The sequence below is a fragment of the Rhizobium lusitanum genome (genome assembly GCF_014189535.1).
Taxonomy (GTDB): domain Bacteria; phylum Pseudomonadota; class Alphaproteobacteria; order Rhizobiales; family Rhizobiaceae; genus Rhizobium; species Rhizobium lusitanum_C.
On record NZ_CP050308.1, the window covers coordinates 2,974,384 to 2,997,005 of the forward strand.

General features: G+C 60.2%; 24 protein-coding genes and 1 pseudogene. 18 read left to right on the forward strand and 7 right to left on the reverse strand.

The window, feature by feature from the left end:
* Position 1: 1 nt before the first annotated feature.
* From HB780_RS28040 to trmB, 11 genes are all read left to right on the forward strand, one after another.
* Positions 2 to 496, forward strand: coding sequence for a GNAT family N-acetyltransferase (locus HB780_RS28040; RefSeq protein WP_183691065.1), 495 nt, complete (start codon positions 2 to 4; stop codon positions 494 to 496).
* A gap of 38 nt (positions 497 to 534) precedes the next feature.
* Entirely contained in the window at positions 535 to 963 is a 429-nt protein-coding gene (locus HB780_RS28045; protein WP_183691067.1) for a Fur family transcriptional regulator, read from the forward strand.
* Between the two features lie 30 nt (positions 964 to 993).
* The gene (locus HB780_RS28050) at positions 994 to 1,791 is read left to right on the forward strand and encodes a lyso-ornithine lipid O-acyltransferase (RefSeq protein WP_183691069.1); all 798 of its coding nucleotides are present in this window, start codon (positions 994 to 996) and stop codon (positions 1,789 to 1,791) included.
* Between the two features lie 60 nt (positions 1,792 to 1,851).
* Positions 1,852 to 3,264, forward strand: a complete 1,413-nt coding sequence (gene miaB, locus HB780_RS28055; RefSeq protein WP_183691071.1) for a tRNA (N6-isopentenyl adenosine(37)-C2)-methylthiotransferase MiaB — start codon at positions 1,852 to 1,854, stop codon at positions 3,262 to 3,264.
* A gap of 29 nt (positions 3,265 to 3,293) precedes the next feature.
* Entirely contained in the window at positions 3,294 to 4,358 is a 1,065-nt protein-coding gene (locus HB780_RS28060; RefSeq protein WP_183691073.1) for a PhoH family protein, read from the forward strand.
* Positions 4,358 to 4,864: an rRNA maturation RNase YbeY gene (ybeY, locus tag HB780_RS28065; RefSeq protein WP_183691075.1), complete on the forward strand. Its 507-nt coding sequence runs from the start codon at positions 4,358 to 4,360 to the stop codon at positions 4,862 to 4,864. The genes HB780_RS28060 and ybeY overlap by 1 nt, the downstream gene beginning before the upstream one ends.
* Before the next feature lie 25 nt (positions 4,865 to 4,889).
* Positions 4,890 to 6,074 (forward strand): hemolysin family protein, encoded by a 1,185-nt coding sequence (locus HB780_RS28070; protein WP_183691077.1) that lies wholly within the window; start codon positions 4,890 to 4,892, stop codon positions 6,072 to 6,074.
* 179 nt (positions 6,075 to 6,253) lie between these two features.
* Complete coding sequence (gene lnt / locus HB780_RS28075) at positions 6,254 to 7,852, forward strand: apolipoprotein N-acyltransferase (protein WP_183691079.1); 1,599 nt, start codon at positions 6,254 to 6,256, stop codon at positions 7,850 to 7,852.
* 153 nt (positions 7,853 to 8,005) lie between these two features.
* Positions 8,006 to 8,425, forward strand: coding sequence for a helix-turn-helix domain-containing protein (locus HB780_RS28080; protein ID WP_183691081.1), 420 nt, complete (start codon positions 8,006 to 8,008; stop codon positions 8,423 to 8,425).
* Positions 8,426 to 8,613: 188 nt separating this feature from the next.
* Complete coding sequence (metK, locus tag HB780_RS28085) at positions 8,614 to 9,867, forward strand: methionine adenosyltransferase (RefSeq protein WP_183691083.1); 1,254 nt, start codon at positions 8,614 to 8,616, stop codon at positions 9,865 to 9,867.
* On the forward strand, positions 9,864 to 10,565 hold the full coding sequence (gene trmB / locus HB780_RS28090; RefSeq protein ID WP_183691085.1) for a tRNA (guanine(46)-N(7))-methyltransferase TrmB: 702 nt from the start codon (positions 9,864 to 9,866) through the stop codon (positions 10,563 to 10,565). The genes metK and trmB overlap by 4 nt, the downstream gene beginning before the upstream one ends.
* Before the next feature lie 135 nt (positions 10,566 to 10,700).
* Here trmB and HB780_RS28095 read toward each other — a convergent pair whose 3' ends face one another.
* Positions 10,701 to 10,961, reverse strand: a complete 261-nt coding sequence (locus tag HB780_RS28095) for a BQ00720 family protein (RefSeq protein WP_183691087.1) — start codon at positions 10,959 to 10,961, stop codon at positions 10,701 to 10,703.
* Positions 10,962 to 11,006: 45 nt separating this feature from the next.
* Positions 11,007 to 11,438 carry an Hsp20 family protein gene (locus HB780_RS28100; RefSeq protein ID WP_183691089.1) on the reverse strand — a complete coding sequence of 144 codons (432 nt, stop codon included), beginning with the start codon at positions 11,436 to 11,438 and terminating at the stop codon, positions 11,007 to 11,009.
* Between the two features lie 229 nt (positions 11,439 to 11,667).
* Between HB780_RS28100 and HB780_RS28105 the strand changes: the two genes are divergently transcribed.
* On the forward strand, positions 11,668 to 12,612 hold the full coding sequence (locus tag HB780_RS28105) for a nucleoside hydrolase (RefSeq protein ID WP_183691091.1): 945 nt from the start codon (positions 11,668 to 11,670) through the stop codon (positions 12,610 to 12,612).
* 75 nt (positions 12,613 to 12,687) lie between these two features.
* Here the strand turns inward: HB780_RS28105 and HB780_RS28110 are convergent.
* The 3 genes and pseudogenes from HB780_RS28110 to HB780_RS28120 form a co-directional block, all read right to left on the reverse strand.
* Positions 12,688 to 13,047: pseudogene (locus tag HB780_RS28110) on the reverse strand (methyl-accepting chemotaxis protein); the annotation flags it as partial.
* Between the two features lie 146 nt (positions 13,048 to 13,193).
* Positions 13,194 to 14,093: a ribokinase gene (locus HB780_RS28115; RefSeq protein WP_183691095.1), complete on the reverse strand. Its 900-nt coding sequence runs from the start codon at positions 14,091 to 14,093 to the stop codon at positions 13,194 to 13,196.
* Positions 14,094 to 14,196: 103 nt separating this feature from the next.
* Positions 14,197 to 15,393, reverse strand: coding sequence for a DNA recombination protein RmuC (locus HB780_RS28120; RefSeq protein WP_183691096.1), 1,197 nt, complete (start codon positions 15,391 to 15,393; stop codon positions 14,197 to 14,199).
* Between the two features lie 186 nt (positions 15,394 to 15,579).
* Between HB780_RS28120 and def the strand changes: the two genes are divergently transcribed.
* From def to mqo, 6 genes are all read left to right on the forward strand, one after another.
* Positions 15,580 to 16,095, forward strand: a complete 516-nt coding sequence (def, locus tag HB780_RS28125) for a peptide deformylase (RefSeq protein ID WP_183691098.1) — start codon at positions 15,580 to 15,582, stop codon at positions 16,093 to 16,095.
* A 66-nt stretch (positions 16,096 to 16,161) separates the two neighbouring features.
* Positions 16,162 to 16,443 carry a FitA-like ribbon-helix-helix domain-containing protein gene (locus tag HB780_RS28130; RefSeq protein WP_183691100.1) on the forward strand — a complete coding sequence of 94 codons (282 nt, stop codon included), beginning with the start codon at positions 16,162 to 16,164 and terminating at the stop codon, positions 16,441 to 16,443.
* Positions 16,440 to 16,868, forward strand: a complete 429-nt coding sequence (locus HB780_RS28135; RefSeq protein ID WP_183691101.1) for a type II toxin-antitoxin system VapC family toxin — start codon at positions 16,440 to 16,442, stop codon at positions 16,866 to 16,868. Before HB780_RS28130 ends, HB780_RS28135 begins: the two co-directional genes overlap by 4 nt.
* Before the next feature lie 71 nt (positions 16,869 to 16,939).
* Entirely contained in the window at positions 16,940 to 17,887 is a 948-nt protein-coding gene (fmt, locus tag HB780_RS28140) for a methionyl-tRNA formyltransferase (protein ID WP_183691103.1), read from the forward strand.
* A complete protein-coding gene (gene truA, locus HB780_RS28145; protein ID WP_183691105.1) occupies positions 17,887 to 18,684 on the forward strand; it encodes a tRNA pseudouridine(38-40) synthase TruA in 798 nt (265 codons plus the stop codon). The genes fmt and truA overlap by 1 nt, the downstream gene beginning before the upstream one ends.
* A 240-nt stretch (positions 18,685 to 18,924) precedes the next feature.
* Entirely contained in the window at positions 18,925 to 20,523 is a 1,599-nt protein-coding gene (mqo, locus tag HB780_RS28150) for a malate dehydrogenase (quinone) (RefSeq protein WP_435693932.1), read from the forward strand.
* A 197-nt stretch (positions 20,524 to 20,720) separates the two neighbouring features.
* On the opposite strand, the gene HB780_RS28155 is transcribed toward mqo, so the two are convergent.
* Both HB780_RS28155 and dapE read right to left on the reverse strand, forming a co-directional pair.
* The gene (locus HB780_RS28155; protein WP_183691107.1) at positions 20,721 to 21,320 is read right to left on the reverse strand and encodes a hypothetical protein; all 600 of its coding nucleotides are present in this window, start codon (positions 21,318 to 21,320) and stop codon (positions 20,721 to 20,723) included.
* A complete protein-coding gene (gene dapE, locus HB780_RS28160; protein ID WP_183691109.1) occupies positions 21,307 to 22,500 on the reverse strand; it encodes a succinyl-diaminopimelate desuccinylase in 1,194 nt (397 codons plus the stop codon). Before dapE ends, HB780_RS28155 begins: the two co-directional genes overlap by 14 nt.
* Between the last annotated feature and the right edge of the window lie 122 nt (positions 22,501 to 22,622).

Below are 22,622 nucleotides of genomic sequence, written 5' to 3' on the forward strand. Positions count from 1 at the left end.
CATGCTCGAATCCTATCTTACCTTGAAAGCCGAATATGAGATCGTCCCGATGCAGCTTCGGGATTGCGTCGAAGTTGCCGCCCTGCATGGCGAACGGTTCGCGCGGGTCTGGGGCGATACCGAGTTCGAGGATCTGCTGTCGCAGGACACGACCTTCGGTTTCGTCGCTCGGCAGACCAACGCCATTCTGAAAAAGTCGCTTCCGGGCTTCGTGCTGGCGCGGCATATGGCGGGCGAAGCCGAGATCCTGACGATTGCCGTCAGCGCCAAGCTTGGCCGTACAGGCCTTGGCTGGAGGCTGATGCAGGCGGCGTTGCGCGAGGCGCGCAATCGTGGCGGCGAAACCATGTTTCTCGAGGTCGACGGCGTCAATCAGCCGGCCGTCGGGCTCTACCGCAAGCTCGGTTTCGAGACGGTCGGCGAGCGCAAGGCCTATTATGTCGATGAAAACGGTGCGAAATCGACGGCGCTTGTCATGCGGCGCGTTCTTCGCTAGTCCGTTGTCATAGACGAAGCGACCGAAGACCGTATTTGATGATCGATCCCGTAAAATCTCTGGAGGAGCTTTGCGCCGAGCGCGGGATGCGCATGACGGAGCAGCGCAAGGTTATTGCCCGCATCATCGAAAGTTCCGAGGACCATCCCGATGTCGAGGAGCTGCATCGTCGCTCCGTCAAGGTGGACGCGAAGATCTCGATTTCGACGGTCTATCGCACGGTAAAGCTTTTTGAGGATGCCGGCCTTCTTGCGCGCCATGATTTCCGCGACGGCCGCTCTCGGTACGAAACCGTGCCGGAAGAGCACCATGATCATCTGATCGATCTGAAGAGCGGCGAGGTGATTGAGTTCCACTCGCCGGAGATCGAGGCGCTGCAGGAGCGTATCGCCCGCGAACATGGTTTCAAGCTCGTCGATCACCGGCTGGAGCTCTATGGTATCCCGCTGAAGAAGGACGAAGGCTGAGGTGATGACTGTCGTGCCGGAGCGAATGATTTGGTGACCTGGCTGCGCGTCGGCTGTGCCGTCATCGCTATCTGCGTCGTCAGTCTCGTCATGCTGCCGCTGCAGATCCTCTGCCTGCGCTTTGACTGGAAGCTCAGGCGTTATCTGCCGCGCTACTGGCACCGCATCGCCTGCTACTGGCTCGGCGTTCGCGTCCATGTCATTGGACAGCCGGAACGCAGCCGGCCGTTGATGCTCGCCGCCAACCATTCATCCTGGCTGGATATTCTCGTGCTGTCCTCGGTTGTCGACGTCGCCTTCATCGCCAAGTCTGAGGTGCGGGACTGGCCGATTTTCGGTCAGTTCGCCCAGTGGCAGAAAAGCGTCTTTATCGAGCGCGAGCAGAAGCGCAAGACCGGCGATCAGGTGAACGAGATCGCCGAGCGCATGGCCAATGGCGAGATCATGGTGCTGTTTCCCGAAGGCACGACCTCGGATGGCAACCGCCTGCTGGAGGTCAAATCCTCGCTGTTTGGCGCCGCTGCCGCCGCCTTGCCGAAAACGCCTGACGCCGTCGTGCATGTTCAGCCGGTGGCAGTTGCCTATACCCGCATTCACGGCATCGCCATGGGCCGCTACTATCGCCCGATCGCTGCCTGGCCCGGTGATATCGAACTGGTGCCACACCTGAAGGATATTGTCGCCTGTGGCGCCATCGATGTGGATGTCTGTTTTGGCGAAGCGGTGGAGTATCGCGCCGACACCAAACGCAAGGATGTCAGCGCCACCGTCGCGCGGCGGATCCGCAACATGCTCTCAAGCCGGCTGCTTGGCCGCGAGATTGCCTGATATCCCGGCGATTCCAACTTTTTCATTTTCTCTTGGAGCAAAAGCCACTACATAGCGGCCATGACCAAGGACAGCTTAATTCTCGACGCCCCGGAGCCGAACGCCCTGCAGCTCGGCCTCCGCGATGGTTCCAACAGCCGCAAGGTTTTCATCAAGACCTACGGCTGTCAGATGAACGTCTATGACTCGACGCGGATGAGCGATGCGCTCGCCCGCGACGGCTATGAGCCGACCGAGGACATGGAAGATGCCGATCTGGTCCTGCTGAACACCTGTCATATCCGCGAGAAGGCCGCCGAGAAGGTCTATTCCGCGCTCGGGCGCCTGCGCGATATGAAGAAGCGTAAGGCCGCCGATGGTCGCGAGATGATGATCGGCGTCACCGGCTGCGTCGCCCAGGCCGAAGGCGAAGAAATTCTTCGCCGAGCGCCTGCCGTCGATGTCGTCATCGGCCCGCAGACCTATCACCGCCTGCCGGACGCGCTTCGCCGCGCCAAGGAAGGTCACCGGGTCGTCGATACCGAATATGCGCTTGAGGATAAGTTCGAACATCTGCCGGCGCCCGAGAGGTCGAAAATCCGCGCTCGCGGCGTTACGGCTTTCCTGACGGTGCAGGAAGGCTGCGACAAATTCTGTACTTTTTGCGTTGTGCCCTATACGCGCGGCTCCGAAGTCTCCCGTTCTGTCGCTCAAATCGTCGAAGAGGCTGAAAAACTTGTGGATGGCGGAGTGCGCGAAATCACGCTGCTCGGCCAGAATGTCAATGCCTGGCATGGCGCTGGCCTCAATGGCGAGGCCTGGAGCCTCGGCGATCTGCTGTACCGGCTGTCGGAAATTCCGGGCCTTGCCCGGCTGCGCTACACAACCAGCCACCCCCGCGATATGGACGACAGGCTGATTGAGGCGCACCGCGACCTGCGCACGCTGATGCCCTATCTGCACCTGCCGGTACAGTCCGGCTCCGACCGTATTCTGAAGGCGATGAACCGGCGTCATACGGCCGCCGAATATCTTGCCCTGATCGAGAAAATCCGCTCTGCACGGCCGGATATCGCCATTTCTGGCGATTTCATCGTCGGTTTCCCGGGGGAGACAGAACAGGATTTTGCGGATACACTTCGTCTGGTGGAGGAGGTGAACTATGCGCAAGCCTTCTCGTTCAAATATTCGACTCGTCCGGGTACGCCCGGCGCGGAGCTGAAAGACCAGGTGCCGGAAGAGATCAAGGCGGAACGGCTTGAACGGTTGCAGGCGTTGCTATTGAAGCAGCAACACGCTTTCGCCGATGCCTGTGTCGGCAAAGTGGTCGATGTGCTCCTGGAAAAGCCTGGCCGCATGCCGGGACAGTTGATAGGTCGCTCTCCCTGGCTTCAGTCTGTGAATATTGATGCAAAAGCATCGCAAATCGGTGACATTATAAACGTACGAATCACCGGGACCAGCACCAACAGCCTTTTTGCTGAGTTGCTCTAGGTTTCGGACGGCACAAGGAGCCACACCGCTTGAACGGACAGGAATTGGTTTCTTCATCATCGCGCCAGCCCCGCATCGCGAGCGACGCCAATCACTTCATCCTGACGTTCGAGAACAATCGATTCGCCAGCGAACTTTTCGGACAGTTCGATCAGAATCTAAAGCTGCTCGAGGAGCGTCTGGGTATAGACGCCCGCGCCCGTGGCAACTCTGTTGTCATCACCGGCGATGTCTTGGCCACCAACCAGGCGCGCCGCACGCTCGATTATCTCTATGACAAGCTGCAGAAAGGTGGGAATGTGGAGCGCTCCGACGTGGAAGGGGCAATCCGTATGGCGGTTGCCGCCGACGACCAACTGACGTTGCCGACCATGGAGAAAAAAGCCAAGTTGACGATGGCGCAGATTTCGACGCGCAAGAAGACGATCATCGCGCGCACACCGACACAAGATGCCTATATGCGGGCGCTGGAGCGTTCCGAGATGGTTTTTGGCGTCGGCCCGGCCGGCACCGGCAAGACCTATCTGGCCGTCGCCCATGCCTGCCAGCTTCTGGAGCGTGGCGCCGTCGAGAAGATCATCCTCTCGCGCCCGGCTGTTGAAGCGGGCGAGCGCCTGGGCTTCCTGCCTGGCGACATGAAGGAGAAGGTCGATCCCTATCTCCGTCCGCTCTATGACGCGCTCTATGACATGATGCCAGCCGACAAGGTCGAGCGCGCCATTACTGCCGGCGTCATCGAAATCGCGCCGCTTGCCTTCATGCGCGGCCGCACGCTCGCCAACGCCGTCATCATTCTCGATGAGGCGCAGAACACCACGGCGATGCAGATGAAGATGTTCCTGACCCGTCTCGGCGACAATGGGCGAATGATCATCACCGGCGACCCGAGCCAGGTCGACTTGCCGCGCGGCGTCAAATCCGGCCTGGTGGAAGCCCTGGATCTTCTGGCCGGTGTCGAGGGCATCACCATCGTCCGTTTCAAGGACGTAGACGTCGTCCGCCATCCGCTGGTGGGACGCATCGTCAGGGCCTATGATGCGACCTATGCCGTCCCTGCTGTGGGCGGTGGCAGTGAGGCCGATTCGCAGATCTGATGGCCGAACTCGATATTCAGATCAGCGTCGAGGAGGGCGATTGGCCCTCCGAAGACGCTTTGCAGGCTTTGGCGGAACGCGTTCTTGGCGCGGCGGCTACCTATCTCAAGAAAATTGAGAAGCAGCCTTTTCCAAAAACGGCGCCGGAATTGTCGCTCGTCTTCACCGATGATGCCTCCATTCGCGAGATAAATTCGGAATGGCGCCAGCAGGACAAGGCGACCAACGTCTTGTCTTTCCCCGCTTTTCCGCTGGTGCCCGGCGGCAAGCCCGGCCCGATGCTCGGCGATATCATCATCGCCAGGGAGACGGTGGAACGCGAGGCGGTCGAGCTGGAAAAGAGCTTTGACGACCATCTGACCCATTTGATGGTGCATGGTTTCTTGCATCTATTCGGCTACGACCATATGAATAATAGCGAAGCCGAAAGAATGGAGGGGCTGGAGACTCGCATTTTGGCGGAGCTTAGCCTATCTGATCCCTATGCGGGGCAGGACCCCATTTGACTTGAACCCTGTCTGATCAGGAACAATGAGCGACTTTACGACAAGACCGGCCTCTGAGGCCAAAGACGGCGCCGACAATGCCTCCTCCGATGAGGCGGGCAGTAGTAGCAACGGCAAACGATCGCAATCTTCCTTCTGGGCACGCGCCGCGCGCATCCTGCGCCCGGCTCAGGGATCGGCACGGCTGCGCGAGGATCTCGCCGACGCGCTGATCGCCGGGGCCACCGATGACGATGCCTTTTCGCCGGACGAGCGGGCGATGCTGCACAACATCCTCCGCTTCCGCGAAGTGCGTGTCGAGGATGTCATGGTGCCGCGCGCCGATATCGAGGCGGTCGACCAGAACATCGCCATTGGCGAGCTGATGATCCTGTTCGAGGAGAGCGGCCGTTCGCGCATGCCGGTCTATGCCGAAACGCTGGATGATCCGCGCGGCATGATACATATCCGCGATCTCCTGTCCTATATCGCCAAGCAGGCGCGCAACAAGCGCCGTGGCGGCAATGGCAAGACGGCAGCAGCAGCAGCTGCTGCGTCTGCATCAACCGCAAGCCCGGCCGAAAAGCCGGCGCGTTCGGCCAAGCCGAATTTCGACCTTTCGCGCGTCGATCTCCAGAAGACGCTGGCCGAAGCCGGCATCATCAGGAAAATCCTGTTCGTGCCGCCCTCGATGCTTGCTTCGGATCTTCTCCGTCGCATGCAGGTCAACCGTACGCAGATGGCGCTCGTCATTGACGAATATGGCGGCACCGATGGTCTCGCATCGCATGAAGACATCGTCGAAATGGTCGTCGGCGATATCGACGACGAACATGATGACGACGAGGTGATGTTCAAGCGCGTCTCCGAAGACGTCTTCGTTGCCGATGCCCGTGTCGAGTTGGAAGAGATCGCCGCCGCGATCGGCTCCGATTTCGACATCAGCGAGCAGGTGGACGAGGTCGATACGTTGGGCGGATTGATCTTCTCAGCGCTCGGTCGCATTCCGGTGCGTGGTGAGGTCGTCCAGGCGCTGCCGGGCTTCGAGTTCCATATTCTCGATGCCGATCCGCGCCGCATCAAAAAGGTGCGCATCACCCGCAAGCGTCACGCCGCGCGTCGCCGCCCGACCAAGGCGGATGGCGAGGCAGGTGCACTTGATCGCGATCTGCCGTCGCCGGACACTCTTTCCGAGGGATCTTCGACCAAGCAGAACGCCGCCAGCCAATAGAGCGGTTCAGCGCTTCATGGAATCGCTTCGCCGCTCTATCCCCTTGTTTGACGCAATTCCGGACGGAAAACCGCTACGCACTTTTCCTGGAATTGCTTCAGGTGGTGCTTCAACAGGACAAATCGCTGCTTTTTTGAAAGACTGCGGCCAATTGATTCGCAGTTTGACGGAGCGCGCGCATGGAACGGCTTTCGGGCAAGGTGATCCTCGTCTGGGGTTTTAAACGCGCGCTGCTTGCGATTGTTGCCGGAGCCATCGGTGTCCTGGCACTGCCGCCCTTCGGTTTCTTCGCGGCGATGTTCGTGTCCTTCACGCTGCTCGTCTGGCTGCTGGATGGCGCTGCGGCCGGTCCTGACAGTGGTTTTATTGGTCGCCTCTGGCCATCTTTCGTCACCGGCTGGCTGTTCGGCTTCGGCTATTTCGTCGCCGGTCTCTGGTGGCTCGGCCACGCGCTTCTGATCGATGCGGATCAATTCGCCTGGGCATTGCCGCTGGCAATCCTTGGCCTGCCCGCCTTCCTGGCGATCTTTTACGGCTTGGCGACAGCGCTTTCCCGCTTGCTTTGGTCTGATGGCATGGGGCGTATTGCCGCACTCGCCTTCGGTTTCGGTCTGCTGGAATGGCTGCGTAGCTTTCTTTTCACCGGCTTTCCCTGGAATGCCATCGGTTATGGCGCCATGCCCATGCCGCTGATGATGCAATCTGCGCATGTGATCGGCGTGCTTGGCGTCACCGTGCTCGCCGTCTTCGTTTTCGCCGCCCCGGCCTTGCTGGGAACACGCCAGGGCCGAGTGCCGGGGATTGGGTTGGCGGTGCTGATCGTGGCGGCGCATTTCGGCTACGGCTACTACGCCCTCAATCTGCCGGAGCCGCCGGTGCCTGGCAAACCCGCCCCGGTGGTGCGCATCGTGCAGCCGGCGATCGATCAGGAAGCCAAGATGGATACGGCGGCCGATCGCAACACCATCTTCGACAAGCACCTTTCGCTTTCGGTCCAGCCGGCGGCGAATGGCGGTAAGCGGCCCGACATCATCGTTTGGCCGGAAACCGCGATACCCTTCATTTTGACCGATAATCAGGATGCGCTCTCCCGCATCGCCGACCAGCTCGACGACGACCAGATCCTGATCACCGGCGCGGTTCGTGTCGAGGACATGGGTCCGGGTGTCGAGCCGCGTTATTACAATTCTGTCTATGTCATCGACGGTCGCGGCCAGATCATCGGCGCTTCCGACAAGACCCATCTCGTTCCTTTCGGCGAGTATGTGCCCTTCGAAAACGTCCTCAGCTATCTCGGCATCCAGAATGTCGTCGAGCTGCCGGGCGGCTTTTCGGCCGCCGCGAGCCGGCAGTTGCTGACGCTGCCTGATAGCGTCAAACTCTACCCGCTGATCTGCTACGAGATCATCTTTCCGAATGAGATGACGCCCGAAATCCGGCAGGCAGATGCCATTCTGAACGTTACGAACGATGCTTGGTTCGGAGATACGCCCGGCCCCTACCAGCATTTCCTGCAGGCGCGGGTGAGGGCGGTCGAACAGGGGCTGCCGTTGATTCGCAGCGCGAACACCGGTGTTTCGGCCTATGTCGACGCGCATGGACGTTTGATTTCCGGAATCGATTTTAATGAGCAAGGGTTCGTTGATGCTACCTTGAGTAGCGCAACCGTATCGCGAATCGACGATAGGGTAAGGAAGGTCTATTTCTGGTTGATCATCGGGATAGTCGGTATGATCGCTGTGATTTCACGCATGGGTTTTATTTCAAGGGTGAATTGACCAAAAAACCCTAAAATTGCATAGTGGTTGCCGTACGCCATTTTGCACGTAGATTGGAAGCCGGGTGGGCGTCGGCTGCAACGTGGCGTTAATAGGGGCGGTTAAGGGCACCGGGTGACAGGACCTGTATTCAACCTATGTTAGGGTAATGAGATGATTGAGAATAAAAAGAAGCCTAACCCGATCGACATTCATGTCGGTAGCCGCATTCGCCTCCGCCGCACGATGCTGGGGATGAGCCAGGAAAAGCTCGGCGAGAGCCTTGGAATTACGTTCCAGCAGATCCAGAAATACGAGAAGGGCACCAACCGCGTTGGCGCCAGCCGCCTTCAGAATATTTCCACCATTCTTAACGTTCCCGTCTCCTTCTTCTTCGAGGATGCTCCGGGCGATAACACGACGAGCGCCGGCGGCTTGGCCGAGGCCTCCAGCTCCAACTATGTGGTTGATTTCCTTTCGTCCTCCGAGGGCTTGCAGCTTAACCGCGCCTTCGTGAAGATTTCCGACGGCAAAGTCCGCCGCAAGGTGGTCGAGCTCGTCAAGGCGCTCGCAGCCGAGGCTGACGCGGAGTAGGAATTTTCCGGTAGCGTCATGATGGAAAAGTCGAAAGGCGGCCATTTTGGCCGCCTTTTGCGTGTTTGGCGCAAAAATTTATTACGTCCACAGGGATATAAAGATATATTTATGTCCTTCTGTGTCTTGTTTTTCGGCCCCGACACGAATATCAAAAGAGAAGATTTGTTCTTTGAGGGGAATCCCGCATGCGCGCGAATTATCTGTTTACCAGCGAGTCTGTTGCCGAAGGTCACCCGGATAAAGTTTGTGACCGTATCTCCGATGAAATCGTCGATCTGGTCTATCGCGAAGCTGCAAAGACCGGCATCAACCCCTGGGGCGTGCGCATTGCCTGCGAGACCCTTGCCACCACCAACCGTGTCGTCATCGCCGGCGAAGTTCGCCTGCCGCCGAGCTTGATGAAGAAAGACAAGGACGGTAACGACGTCATCAACCCCTCGAAGTTCAAGGCTGCTGCTCGCCGCGCCATCAAGGACATCGGCTACGAGCAGGCCGGCTTCCATTGGAAGACGGCGCGCATCGACGTGCTCCTGCATTCGCAGTCTGCCGATATCGCCCAGGGCGTCGACAACGCCTCCGACCAGCAGGGTGACGAGGGTGCCGGCGACCAGGGCATCATGTTCGGCTACGCCTGCCGCGAAACCCCGGATCTCATGCCGGCGCCGATTTACTATTCCCACAAGATCCTGCAACTGCTCGCGACCGCCCGCAAGAAGGGCGACGGCGACGTTGCCAAGCTCGGCCCGGATGCCAAGAGCCAGGTGACCGTCCGTTACGTCGACGGCAAGCCAGCGGAAGTGACGTCGATCGTGCTTTCCACTCAGCACCTCGACGATAGCTGGGATTCGAACAAGGTTCGCGAAGTCGTCGAGCCCTATATCCGCGAAGCCCTCGGTGAGCTGAAGATTGCGTCGGATTGCAATTGGTACATCAACCCGACCGGCAAGTTCGTCATCGGCGGCCCGGATGGTGATGCAGGCTTGACCGGCCGCAAGATCATCGTCGACACCTACGGCGGCGCTGCACCGCACGGCGGCGGCGCCTTCTCCGGCAAGGACACGACCAAGGTCGACCGTTCTGCTGCCTATGCCGCGCGCTATCTGGCAAAGAACGTCGTTGCCGCCAGCCTTGCCGACCGTTGCACGATCCAGCTTTCCTACGCCATCGGCGTTGCCCAGCCGCTGTCGATCTATGTCGACCTGCATGGCACCGGCAACGGCGTTACCGAGGACCAGGTCGAAGAAGCGATCCGCAAGAACATGGATCTTTCGCCGACCGGTATTCGCCGCCATCTCGACCTCAACAAGCCGATCTACGCCAAGACCTCGGCCTACGGCCATTTCGGCCGCAAGGCGGGCCGTGACGGTTCGTTCTCCTGGGAGCGCACGGACCTCGTCAAGGCGCTCAAGGAATCGGTGAGCACCCGGGAAGCTGCATGATCGATACGGAGCGCCGGTCGCGGGCGACGGAAGCATTCTTCGGGCGGCGCAAGGGTAAAGCCTTGCGCGGCCAGCAGGCTGAAAAGCTTGAAACGCTCCTGCCGCAGTATCTCGTTGACCTTTCCACGCCGGCGCCTCAGCCGCTGAATGATCTGTTTCCGGTGCCGACCGAACGTCTGCGCCTGGAAATCGGTTTCGGCGGTGGCGAGCATCTGATCCACCGGGCGCTCGAGCAATCGACAACCGGCTTCATCGGCGTCGAGCCTTTCGTTAATTCCATGCAGAAGCTGCTTGCCAGCGTCGGTGAGACCGGCGCGCGCAATATCCGCGTCTACAACGACGATGCGACGCAGCTGCTCGACTGGCTGCCGGACGCCTGCCTCGACCAGATCGATCTGCTCTATCCCGATCCCTGGCCGAAGAAGAGGCACTGGAAGCGCCGCTTCGTCTCGCAGGTGAACCTCGATCGTTTCCACCGCGTCCTGAAGCCCGGTGCGCGCTTCTGCTTTGCTTCCGACATCGACACCTATGTCAATTGGACGCTGCAGCATTGCCATGCCCATGGCGGCTTCGAGTGGACGGCCGAAAACGCCGCCGACTGGCTGACGCCCTATGAGGGCTGGCCGAGCACGCGCTATGAGGCGAAGGCCCGGCGCGAGGGGCGGTCTTCCGCCTATCTGACATTCAAGAGAGTTTGAGCGGCCGTTTCGGCGGCACCGGAGATTGATCTCCAGATGTTCCGGCTAAGGCTTCCTGTGCCGCATCGGGCTGCGCGCATCGGAAGTTGCGAAAGTCGCGGCGATATGCGTTCCGCCGCACCGTCTTGTCAGCACTTAATGCAGGCTGACCGTCTTCAACTCGTCCTCGGCCGCCTTGTAAAAGGTGCTGGAGCGGTTATCGGTCAGAAGGATCGGGGTGCCGTCGGCGCCGAAGAGCGCCCAGAGATCGATATCGGGATCGATATCGGAAGGCGCTTCCGGGAAGCAGCGGGAAACTTCTTCGGACCGTATTTTCCGGATATAGGCTACCTCACCGCTGCCCAGATGGGCGAGCTCGGATTGGGTCAGTCGGGCAGTGGCTTCTCTCATAAGCATGTTCGTACCTCCAGTATGAGGGACCAACGGCAATCAGCCGTTGTCCTACTGTGAGACCGAAATGTTAATTTTCTTTACCATACGCGCCGGCTCCGGCCGAATGAGGTCGACGGCGAGCAAGCCATTCTTCAAAACGGCGCCAAGCACTTGCATGCCGTCTGCCAAAACGAAGACGCGCTGGAATTGACGAGCCGCAATGCCGCGATAGAGATAATCGCGTTCCTCCTGCTCCACCTGCCGACCGCGGATGAGAAGCTGGTTTTCTTCCGTAGTGATGTCGAGCTCGTCTTCGGAGAAACCGGCAACCGCAAGCGTGATGCGCAGGCGTTCGGGCTCGCCCGAAATACGATCGGGGCGCATGCGTTCGATATTGTAGGGGGGATAACCATCGCTGGCCTTGGAAATCCGCTCCAGCGTCTTTTCCATGGTATCGAAGCCCAGAAGAAGAGGGCTGGCAAAAGGAGTCGTCCGGCTCATCGTCAAGTCCTTGGGTAGCAAGCGACCTTTCCGGACCTGATCTTCAGCACCCGGCTGTCGCTAATATGGGGGCATGGGGAGGGGAGTGCAAGAAGGTCCGGCTTCGCACCTGCGAAATCAGTTTCGCTCAGGAAACGTCAGGCGTCGTTCTGCCCCTGTGGCTGCTTGACAAAGCTCCGGCGGGCTCGCATCAAGACCTGCCGATCTGCACCGGAGGGAAGCCACAGATATGACCGAGCCCAGAAAAATCATCATCGATACCGATCCCGGCCAGGATGACGCCGCCGCGATATTGCTTGCCTTCGGAAGCCGCGAGGAACTCGACGTTCTCGGCATTACGACGGTCGCCGGCAACGTGCCGCTGGCGCTGACGAGCCGTAATGCCCGCATCGTCTGCGAGCTTTGCAATCGCCGCGACGTCAAGGTCTTCGCCGGTGCCGATGCACCGATTAAGCGCAAGCTGGTTACCGCCGAACATGTCCACGGCAAGACTGGTCTCGACGGTCCAGAACTGCCTGAGCCGACCATGGCGCTCCAGCCGGGCCATGCCGCCGATTTCATCATCGAGACGCTGCGCAGCGAGCCCGAAGGCGCCGTCACGCTCTGCACGCTCGGTCCGCTCACCAATATCGCGCTTGCCTTCCAGAAGGCCCCCGACATCGTCGGCCGTGTCCGCGAACTAGTGATGATGGGTGGCGGCTTCTTCGAGGGCGGCAACATCACGCCGGCTGCGGAGTTCAACATCTATGTCGATCCGGAAGCCGCCGATGTCGTCTTCCGCTCTGGCGTACCCATCGTCATGATGCCGCTCGACGTGACCCACCAGCTTCTCACCCGCAAGGATCGCGTGGCGCGTATCGCTGCCATCGGTTCGGCGCCGGCCAAGGCCATGGTCGAGATGCTGGAATTCTTCGAGCGTTTCGACATCGAGAAGTACGGCTCCGACGGCGGTCCGCTGCACGACCCGACCGTTGTTGCCTATCTGCTGAAGCCGGAGCTCTTCAAAGGTCGGGAGTGCAATGTCGAGATCGAGATCACCTCGGAACTGACCGTTGGCATGACCGTTGTCGATTGGTGGCATGTCACCGACCGCAAGAGCAACGCCAAGGTCATGCGCGACGTCGATGCCGACGGTTTCTTCGCGCTGTTGACGGAGCGTTTCGCGCGCATCTGACATTTACGTCGGCCTGTATGAACGCCAAAGGCCGCCGGGACGAACCGGCGGCCTTTGCATTTCTCTTTAGTCGACTCAGAATTCTTCCCAGTCATCCCGAGCCAGCGCATTGGCACCCTGAGTCTGAGGCTGTGCCTTGCGGGCAGGCGGAGTGGAAGGAGCGCGACGGGCAGGAGCGGGTGCGCGCATCTGCTGGGCTGTGGCACGCAGTGCTGTGGCTTTGTCCTGTGTACCATGCGAGGCGCGAAAGCGGGTCACAAGCGCCTTCAGCGTGACGCTGGCGGCGGTGGTTTCCTCCACCATCGGCGCGTTCTGCTGCGTCACCTGGTCCATCTGGTTGACCGCCGAGTTGATTTCCTTGGCGGCGCTGGCGGATCTCTGTGCCAGCTCAGGCACCTCCTGCGCCACGACGGAAAAGCCCCTGCCGCACTCGCCGGGAGGGCGTCTGCCGCCGTTAGATGGCGATACACGGCAGACGAGAGGAGGGTGATGGTGAAGCGCAAAAAATAATTAACTTGATGGGAAATAACCCCCGCTTTCAGGCGGAGTTGCCTGCAAACGGGGTACTCAGGCACGGGGTCTCAAAGACGAGCGGCGACTTCGCTTGCAACCGGAATGGCAGGCTGTGCGCCGGGCTTCAGGCAGGCAAGCGAACCGGCAACGGCGGCGCGGCGCAGGCTCGTGTGAAAATCCAGGCCCTGGTCGAGGCTGGCGGCGAAATAGCCGCAGAAAGTATCACCGGCGCCGACGGTATCGATCGGTTCGATGACGAGGCCTTTGGCGCGCGAAAGCTCGCCATTGCGGATGGCGATGACGCCGTCGCCGCCGAGGGTGACAATCAATGTTTGCCCGGTCTCGGCATGCAGGCGGGCCAGCGCCGCCTCGCGATCGCTGGCCGACATATTGTCCTGACCTGCCAGCAGCTCGAATTCGGTCTCATTGGCAATGACGATATCGGCGAGGCGGCCGAGGCGCGCTGCTTCGGGAATGAGCGGCGCGAGATTGAGAATTGTGCGAACGCCCTTGGCCTTTGCGGCAACAAGCGCCGTTTCGACGGCCGCAACCGGGATTTCGAATTGCAGCATGAGCGTATCGCTAGGGCTCAGCGCATCGACGACGGCGGTCGCGTCGTCGGCCGTCTTAGTACCGTTGGCGCCGGGAACGACGGCGATCATGTTCTCGCCGTCACCGCCGACCAGGATCAGTGCCGTGCCGGTCGGCTCGGGGACATGGCTGACGGTGGAAAGATCGGTGCCGGCAGCGTCAAGCAGAGCAAGGGCGGGCTCGGCGAAGCCATCATTGCCGACGGCGCCCGTCATGCGCACGGTGGAGCCGGCACGACGCGCGGCCAGCGCCTGGTTGGCGCCCTTGCCGCCGGCGGCGGTGGAAAAGCCGTTGCCGGCCACCGTCTCGCCCGGCTTCGGCAGACGGTCGGTGGTGGCGATGAGGTCCATGTTGATGGAGCCGAAAATGGTGATCATGGGATGTCCTGCCCTGCTTGCTGGTCTTGCATGCTCCCATCCAAGAATTGCTTCATCCTTCGGCAGGGCACGCATTGATTTGGCGCGACACTGCCCGAAGCGGTCAGTCCTCGTCAACCACCCTTAGCTTGAGTTGGCCGGTGCGATTGTCGATCGGTTTCGGCCGGTCCTCAGCGGCGGGCTTTGCCGGCTCGGCGGCGGTCTCGAATTCCAGCGCTTCTATCCGCTCGCCGCGCCGCGCCAGCTTGTCGGCGGAGGTGACGATCATGTCGACATCCTTCTGCGCCATGGCGAAATGCCCCTGCAGCTTGCGCACCCGCTCGTCGAGGCGCGAGAGATCGTCCATCAGATGCGCTACTTCACCCTGGATCACATGCGCCTGCTCGCGCATGCGCTGGTCCTTCAACACCGCCTGGATGACCTGAATCGACAGCATCAGCAGCGATGGCGAGACGATGACGATGCGCGAGCGCTGTGCCTTATGCACGATCGCCTCGAAATTCTCGTGGATTTCGGCAAAGATCGATTCGGAGGGAACGAAGAGAAAAGCGGTGTCCTGCGTCTCGCCCGGGATGAGATATTTCTCGGCGATATCGCGGATATGCACCTCGAGATCCCGGCGGAACTGCTGCGCGGCAACCTTGCCCTGCTCTGGGCCTGTCGCAGTTGCGTTACGGATGGCGTTCCAGGCTTCCAGCGGAAATTTAGCGTCGATGACCAACGGCGGCGAGCCGTTCGGCATGCGGATTGTGCAGTCCGGCCGCGAACCGTTCGACAGCGTTGGCTGAAACGCATAGGCGCCCATCGGCAACCCATCGGCGATGATCGTTTCCATGCGCGCCTGGCCGAAGGCGCCGCGCGTCTGCTTGTTGGAGAGAATCGCTTGAAGGCCTACGACATCCTTTGCCAGCGACTGGATATTGGTCTGCGCCGCATCGATGACGGCCAGCCGCTCCTGCAGGCGGCGGAGGTTCTCATGCGTCGAGCGCGTCTGTTCGCCGATCGTCGCCGTTACCCGCTGCGACATGCCATCCAGACGCTGACCAATGGCTTGATTGAGCTCCGCCTGCCGCGAGCCGAACACCTCCGTCATGGCGGCAAGCCGCCCCTGCATCTCCGCCTGCGCCCTGAGGATCGCCGCCATGTTATGCTCGGCATCTTCGGCCCGCAGCAAGTCGTCCTCCGACTGTCGCCTTCTGCCATTGATGACAAGAACGATCATGATGATCAGGAGCAGGATGGTGAGGCCGGCCAGAGCCGGGACTGCGGGAATTGCTTGGCCGAGCAGGGTAAAGGACATGATATCGTATATACTCGTGGAACTCTTGCGGGCACCATAACAAAACCGCGAAGAATATCCAGATCAAAACGTGAACAAAGTTTCAGGCTGTCTTTGTCGACCCGGAGCGGCAATCGTTGAAAAAACACGCTTCGACTGCCAACTAGATAATTCCATCGCGCCAAAAGATGCGTTATGGGAAACGTCATGACGATCAAGCCACTCATCATTTTGCCCGATCCGCTGCTCCGCCAGGCCTCCAAGCCCATCGAGCGCGTCGATACCGAAATTCTGCGCCTTGCCGACGACATGCTGGAAACCATGTATGACGCGCCGGGCATCGGCCTTGCCGCCGTCCAGATCGGCGTTGCCCGCCGTATGCTGGTGATCGATGTGGCGCGTGAAGGTGAAGACAAGCAGCCGCTGGTCTTCATCAACCCCGAGGTTGTCGCCTCGTCCGACGAGCGTTCGGTCTACGAGGAAGGCTGTCTCTCCATTCCGGATTACTACGCCGAAGTCGAGCGCCCGGCCCGCGTCACGGTCAAGCATATCGACCGCGACGGCAAGGAACAGCTCATCGAAGCCGACGGCCTGCTTGCTACCTGCCTGCAACACGAGATCGACCACCTGAACGGCGTGCTGTTCATCGACTATATCTCGCGTCTGAAGCGCGAGATGGTGATTAAGAAGTTCACCAAGGCGGCCAAGTCGAAGGTGCTCTGAGGAGCGGCTGTTGAAAGATGGGTCTGAAGCGCCTATGATATCAGTGATATCAAATGGAGGTGCCGGATGGCTGATATCTTGGTCAGAGACGTGTCCGAAAACTTGAAGCGAGAGCTTAGCGATGAGGCGAAACGAGCCGGTCGCAGCCTCTCGGAAGAAATTAAGATTCAGGTTCGGAAAGGCCTCAACGTCACGCGATTGGAAGATGGCGCGAAAGCTGGTTCGACGCTGAGCCAATTACGCTCGGCCTTTACCGGTTTTGCGTTGAGCGATGAGGAACATCGCGAGTTTATGTCTGCTACGGATGAAGCGCGTCGCAAAGAGGCGGAACGCCGCGGTTCCGAATGATTATTCTTGATACGAACGTGGTTTCGGAGATCACGAAGGCCAATTTGTCTCCGAACGTCGGCGAATGGTTTGAGCAACAAGATATTGAGAGCCTTTATCTTTGCTCTCCGATTCTAATGGAACTGTCCTATGGTGCGGAAAAGGTGTTGCTGAGGGATCGTTCGGAACGATTTTTCGAAGGCCTTGGTTACCTTATGGAGCATCAATTTGCAGGTCGCATTTTGCAGTTTGATCAAGACAGTGCGCTGCTGACGGGCCGCATTCGTGCTCGTCGCGAACGGTTCGGCCACCAGATTTCCGTCCAGGACGCCATGATCGCTGCTGTTTGTCTAGCTCACGGCGCAACGTTGGCGACCCGGAACATAAAAGACTTCCAGGGGCTTGATATCAGGCTCGTAAACCCGTTTGAAGACGGGCATGCGTGATCCCGAAAATTGCAGAGCGGTTTTTGGACAAGATCATGCCAAACTAGATACCTCTCAGCCGGACGGATCGCATGTCGCTCAGCATCATCTTTATGGGAACGCCCGAATTTTCCGTGGCGACGTTGCGCTCGCTGATCGACGCCGGTCATAAGATCCGCGCCGTCTACACGCAGCCGCCAAGGCCAGGCGGCCGGCGTGGGCTCGACCTGCAGAAGTCGCCGGTGCATCAGGCGGCGGAGCTGTTGGGTCTGCCGGTATTCACGCCGGTCAATTTCAAGGATCCGGAAGAGCGCCAGCGTTTTCGCGAGCTCGATGCCGATGTCGCCGTGGTTGTCGCCTATGGCCTGCTGCTGCCCGAGGCGATCCTTACCGGCACGCGGCTCGGCTGCTACAATGGCCATGCCTCGTTGCTGCCGCGCTGGCGTGGGGCAGCACCCATCCAGCGGGCAATCATGGCCGGCGACAAGAAGACCGGCATGATGGTGATGAAGATGGACAAGGGGCTGGATACCGGCCCGGTCGCTCTGACCCGCGAAGTCGAGATCGGCGGTACCATGACCGCCGGCGAACTGCACGACAAGCTCATGCTCAGTGGAGCCAAGGCCATGGCCGAGGCGATGAACAAGCTGGAATATAATGAGCTGCCGTTGACCGAGCAGCCCGCCGAGGGCGTCGTCTACGCCGCCAAGATCGACAAGGGCGAGACCCGCATCGAGTTCGGCAAACCGGCTACCGATGTTCACAATCATATTCGCGGCCTTTCGCCCTTTCCAGGCGCATGGTTCGAAGCAGAGCTTGCCGGTAAGCCGGAACGCCTGAAGGTGCTTGGCTCCGAACTTGCCGAAGGTACCGGCGCGCCTGGCGAAGTGCTGAGCGACGATCTTATCATTGCCTGCGGCTCCGGTGCGGTCAGGCTGACAAAGCTGCAGAAGGCCGGCGGCAAGCCGATGGCGGCGGCTGATTTCCTACGCGGCACGCCGATTGCACCGGGCACGATGCTGGCGACGGGATCTGTCTGATGCCGCGTTACCGCATGACCGTCGAATATGACGGCGTCCCCTATGTCGGCTGGCAGCGTCAGAATAATGGTGCTTCCGTGCAGAGCGCAATCGAGCGTGCCATCCTGTCGTTGACGGGGGAGACGGTTTCTGTTCGCGGCGCGGGACGCACCGATTCCGGCGTGCATGCCGTGGGCCAGGTTTCCCATACCGATCTCTCCAAGGAATGGAAGCCGCACAAGCTGCGCAATGCCTTGAACGCCCATCTACGACAGGCCGGCGACCGTGTCGCCATTCTGAATGTCACGGAGGTCGATGTCAGCTTCGACGCCCGCTTCTCGGCGATCCGCCGGCATTATCTCTATCGCATCATTGTCCGCCGCGCGCCGCTGGCGCTGGAGGCCGGGCGAGCATGGTGGGTGGCGAAGGATATGGATCATGAGGTCATGCACGCGGCGGCCCAGACCTTGGTCGGCCGGCATGATTTCACGACGTTCCGATCGGTACATTGTCAGGCGAACAGCCCTGTGCGTACGCTCGACCGGCTGGATGTGACCCGCAATGGCGAGCTGATCGAGATCCGCGCCACGGCGCAAAGCTTCCTGCACAACCAGATCCGCTCCTTTGCCGGAACGCTGAAGCTTGCGGGCGAAGGAAAGTGGACGCCGGACGATGTGCGTGCCGCCCTGGAGGCGCGCGACCGCAAGGCCTGCGGCCCAGTCGCACCGCCTAACGGGCTTTATTTCATGCAGGTGGATTATCGCGACGATGCCGGTTCCGGGCCGCCGATCCTCGATGACGAATCCGACGATTCATGAGGTGCCCCATCTAGGTCCGGGTGGAGCGCTACATTATGTCGCGCGCATACTTGTCACGGCACAATCGATGGCTTATAGGCCTCCCCGGGAGGATCGACAGCCGAATGATATGAGGTTTGCGATGCCCAATAATCCCAAGAACATCAAGACGCGCGCCGAACGCTCTCCCACCATTGAGATGAGCCGGCGGCAACTTCTGGATCCGCAGCCGCCAGCGCCGCTGCTTTCAGCCTTCCCGCACTGCCCAGCTGGGCTGCCCCTGCCGAGAGGGCAGTGGATGTTCTCCTCGTCGGCGGTGGCATCATGAGCGCGACGCTCGGTGTTCTCCTGACCGAGCTCGAGCCTTCCTGGACGATCGAAATGATCGAGCGGCTTGACGATGTCGCGTTGGAAAGCTCCAACGGCTGGAACAATGCCGGGACCGGCCATTCGGCTCTAGCCGAACTCAACTACACGCCCCAGGACGAGAACGGCGTCGTCCATATCAGCAAGGCGGTCGAGATCAACGAATCCTTCCAGATCTCCCGCCAGTTCTTCTCCCATCAGGTGGATGTGGGTGTCCTGAAAAACCCGCGTTCCTTCATCAATTCGACACCCCATATGAGCTTTGTCTGGGGCGACAAGAATACGGACTTCCTGGAAAAGCGTCACCAGGCGCTGAAGGCGAGCCCACTGTTTTCCGGCATGAAGTTCTCGCGCGATCACGATGAGATCGCGAAATGGGTTCCGCTGATGATGGAAGGGCGCGATCGTTCGCAGAACATCGCAGCCACATGGTGCCCGCTGGGAACCGACGTGAATTTCGGCGAAATCACCCGCCAATATGTCGCGCATCTCAAGAGCCAGTCGACCTTCAAGCTGCACACCTCTTCGGAAGTGCAGGAGATTACGCGCAACGAAGACGGCACCTGGCGCGTCACCTATACGGATACCAAAGACGGCTCAAACAAGGGTACGATCAACGCCAAGTTCCTGTTCCTCGGTGCCGGCGGCGCGGCGCTACCGTTGCTCCAGATGTCGGGCATTCCCGAAGGCGACGATTATGCCGGCTTCCCCGTCGGCGGCTCGTTCCTCGTCTGCGACAATCCCGATGTGACAAGCCTGCATCTGGCAAAGGCCTATGGCCAGGCTTCAACCGGTGCACCGCCCATGTCCGTGCCGCATCTCGACACGCGCGTGCTGGATGGAAAGCGCGTGATCCTGTTCGGACCGTTCGCCACCTTCTCCACAAAATTCCTGAAGGAGGGATCCTTCCTCGACCTGCCTGCCTCGGTGACGCTCGACAATATCTGGCCGATGATCCGGGTGGCTTTGGATGAGTTCAGCCTCGTCGAATATCTGGCAGGTCAGCTGATGCTATCCGATGAGGACCGTCTGGCGGCGCTGCGTGAATATTTCCCGCATGCCAAGGCCGAGGATTGGCGTCTGTGGCAGGCTGGTCAGCGTGTTCAGATCATCAAGCGCGACGAAGAAAAAGGTGGCGTCCTGAAGCTCGGAACCGAAATCGTTGCATCGAAGGACGGCAGCATTGCCGCACTGCTCGGCGCTTCGCCTGGGGCTTCCACTGCGCCACCGATCATGCTCGATCTGCTCAAGAAGGTATTCGCCGAGCGGCTCGCGACGGCCGAATGGCAGGAAAAGATCCACAAGATCGTTCCGAGCTACGGCGTGAAACTGAACGAGACCCCGCAGGCACTTGCCGAGGAATGGGCCGCCACGGCCGATCGGCTGCAACTGGTGATCGCTTCACCGGTCATCGATACGTCCGCGCTTGCAAAGCCTGATGGGACGAGCGCTCCGAAGGGTGCAGTCCAGCATGTTCCGGATATGGCGCTCTGATTGTGCTCCGGCACGATCGGCTCTGAGACGTCCGTGGAACCAGGTCGCAACGCCGTAGCGCTTCGAAAGAGCGCTACGGCTCTTTTCATTTGTTATATCGCTCGGCGCACTGCTTTTATGGTCGTGAAAAATCCGGTCACAGCGCATCTCTCCGTTCCAACGTGAACGATGCGCCATCAAATGCCGGGATCAGATATCTAGCCCGGTGGATAGATGTCGAGGAAGCGCTGGAGGAAGTCGGTCAGCAGCATGTTCGGAATGAGCAGCACCAGCGTCAGGGTACCGTTGAAGAGCGGATGCGTGCCGCAGATCATCCTCAGCATGCGGGCGAGCGAAAAGACGATCACCATTATCAGCGCGAGCAACAGGAAGCTTACCAGCCCACTGGAGCCGGGGATGAAGGCGAGCAGCGCGATCAGCAAGGCATTAAGATAGGAGATCGGCAGGCCGAGCCAGTTGACGACAACGACGACTGGCGCGAATTTGTCGCCGAAGCGAAAGATCATCAGTAGCACGCCGGCGAGAACCAGCGGCGTCAGCCAGCTTGCCGCCTCGACCAGCGCCAGGCGAAGGAAGAAGGCCATGCCGGTGGAGGTTTCCGGCGGCATAGCGCTAAGATAGGCCTGCTGCCACCAGAGCCAGGAAATGCCGATCGGCGGCAGGCTCCAGAGGATCGCCCAGAAGGAGCGCAGCATGCCACGGTCCGATATGTCGAGATATTGGAAGCCGCGCGCGTCCATGCGTAGCAGAAGCCAAAGGCCTGCCAGATAATATTGGACTTCCTTAAAACTCGGCATTCGCAAACCAGCGCTGGATGAAAGTCTCGTAGATCTCGGTCAGCGTTTCGAGATCCGCCAGTGCCACCCGCTCGTCGACCATGTGCATGGTCTGGCCGACAAGGCCGAATTCCACCACGGGGCAATAGTCCTTGATGTAACGCGCGTCCGAGGTGCCACCGGTCGTCGAAAGCTTCGGCGTGTTGCCGGTGACGTTTTCGACCGCTGAGGAGAGCGAGGCGATCAGCGCGTTGTTGCGCGTAAGAAAGACCTGGCTCGGGCGTTCGGACCAGACGATATCATATTTAGTCGGCTCACGACCGGGGCGAAGCGTCTGGTCGGCCGAAGCGGCATCGAGACGTGCGAGGATCTCCGCCCTCAGGGTCTCGACGGTCCATGTATCGTTGAAGCGGATGTTGAAGGCAGCGGTCGCCTTGGCGGGGATGACGTTTGTGGCGGCGTTGCCGACATCGATCGTCGTCACCTCGAGGTTCGACGGCTGGAAATTGTCGGTGCCGGCGTCGAAGGGCGGATCGAGCAGCGCTTCGGTCAATTTGATGATGCTGCGCACCGGATTGTCGGCGAGATGCGGATAGGCAGCATGGCCCTGTACGCCGTGAACGGTGATGAAACCGGAGATCGAGCCGCGACGGCCGATCTTGATCATGTCGCCGAGCTGATCCGGATTGGTGGGTTCGCCGACGAGGGAGGCGTCCCAACGCTCGCCGCGTTCGACTGCCCATTGCAGCAGCTTGACCGTGCCGTTGATGGCAGGGCCTTCCTCGTCGCCAGTGATCAGGAAGGAGATGGAGCCGGCAGGTGGCCCATGCTTCTCGATATGGCGGGCGATAGCGGCGGCAAAACAGGCGATGCCGCCCTTCATGTCGACCGCGCCGCGGCCGAAGAGTTCTCCACCAGCGATATCGGCGGCAAAGGGTGGATGGCTCCAAGAGGCGGCGTCGCCGACCGGAACGACGTCCGTATGGCCGGCGAACATCAGATGCGGCCCCTCGGTGCCGAGACGGGCATAGAGGTTCTCGATATCGGGCGTGCCCGGCTCGCTGGCCGTCATGCGCTCGACCTTGAAGCCGAGCGGCAGCAGCATATCGGCGAGCGCGGTGAGCGCACCGCCTTCTGCCGGCGTCACGGAAGCGCAGCGGATCAGGGTTTGCAGATTGGCGACGGGATCGGTGGCGGTCATCGGAGGCTATTTATCCGGGGAGAGATGGCAAGGCGATGGCGAGGCGATGGCAACTGGTGGGCGATTATTGTCCGAAGATTTCCGCCGTAGTTCCAGCAGATCATATGGGGCTGTTAGCCAAC

Excerpts from the sequence above, each read along its gene's own strand:
- HB780_RS28095 (WP_183691087.1), bottom strand. The coding sequence starts at position 10,961 with ATGCTTATGAGAGAAGCCACTGCCCGACTGACCCAATCCGAGCTCGCC.
- HB780_RS28100 (WP_183691089.1), bottom strand. The coding sequence starts at position 11,438 with ATGAGCCGGACGACTCCTTTTGCCAGCCCTCTTCTTCTGGGCTTCGAT.
- dapE (WP_183691109.1), bottom strand. The coding sequence starts at position 22,500 with ATGACCGCCACCGATCCCGTCGCCAATCTGCAAACCCTGATCCGCTGC.
- HB780_RS28045 (WP_183691067.1), top strand. The coding sequence starts at position 535 with ATGATCGATCCCGTAAAATCTCTGGAGGAGCTTTGCGCCGAGCGCGGG.
- HB780_RS28070 (WP_183691077.1), top strand. The coding sequence starts at position 4,890 with ATGAGCGACTTTACGACAAGACCGGCCTCTGAGGCCAAAGACGGCGCC.
- HB780_RS28155 (WP_183691107.1), bottom strand. The coding sequence starts at position 21,320 with ATGCCGAGTTTTAAGGAAGTCCAATATTATCTGGCAGGCCTTTGGCTT.
- HB780_RS28040 (WP_183691065.1), top strand. The coding sequence starts at position 2 with ATGCTCGAATCCTATCTTACCTTGAAAGCCGAATATGAGATCGTCCCG.
- trmB (WP_183691085.1), top strand. The coding sequence starts at position 9,864 with ATGATCGATACGGAGCGCCGGTCGCGGGCGACGGAAGCATTCTTCGGG.
- metK (WP_183691083.1), top strand. The coding sequence starts at position 8,614 with ATGCGCGCGAATTATCTGTTTACCAGCGAGTCTGTTGCCGAAGGTCAC.
- HB780_RS28120 (WP_183691096.1), bottom strand. The coding sequence starts at position 15,393 with ATGTCCTTTACCCTGCTCGGCCAAGCAATTCCCGCAGTCCCGGCTCTG.
- ybeY (WP_183691075.1), top strand. The coding sequence starts at position 4,358 with ATGGCCGAACTCGATATTCAGATCAGCGTCGAGGAGGGCGATTGGCCC.
- HB780_RS28105 (WP_183691091.1), top strand. The coding sequence starts at position 11,668 with ATGACCGAGCCCAGAAAAATCATCATCGATACCGATCCCGGCCAGGAT.
- miaB (WP_183691071.1), top strand. The coding sequence starts at position 1,852 with ATGACCAAGGACAGCTTAATTCTCGACGCCCCGGAGCCGAACGCCCTG.
- fmt (WP_183691103.1), top strand. The coding sequence starts at position 16,940 with ATGTCGCTCAGCATCATCTTTATGGGAACGCCCGAATTTTCCGTGGCG.
- truA (WP_183691105.1), top strand. The coding sequence starts at position 17,887 with ATGCCGCGTTACCGCATGACCGTCGAATATGACGGCGTCCCCTATGTC.
- HB780_RS28080 (WP_183691081.1), top strand. The coding sequence starts at position 8,006 with ATGATTGAGAATAAAAAGAAGCCTAACCCGATCGACATTCATGTCGGT.
- HB780_RS28115 (WP_183691095.1), bottom strand. The coding sequence starts at position 14,093 with ATGATCACCATTTTCGGCTCCATCAACATGGACCTCATCGCCACCACC.
- def (WP_183691098.1), top strand. The coding sequence starts at position 15,580 with ATGACGATCAAGCCACTCATCATTTTGCCCGATCCGCTGCTCCGCCAG.
- HB780_RS28130 (WP_183691100.1), top strand. The coding sequence starts at position 16,162 with ATGGCTGATATCTTGGTCAGAGACGTGTCCGAAAACTTGAAGCGAGAG.
- lnt (WP_183691079.1), top strand. The coding sequence starts at position 6,254 with ATGGAACGGCTTTCGGGCAAGGTGATCCTCGTCTGGGGTTTTAAACGC.
- HB780_RS28135 (WP_183691101.1), top strand. The coding sequence starts at position 16,440 with ATGATTATTCTTGATACGAACGTGGTTTCGGAGATCACGAAGGCCAAT.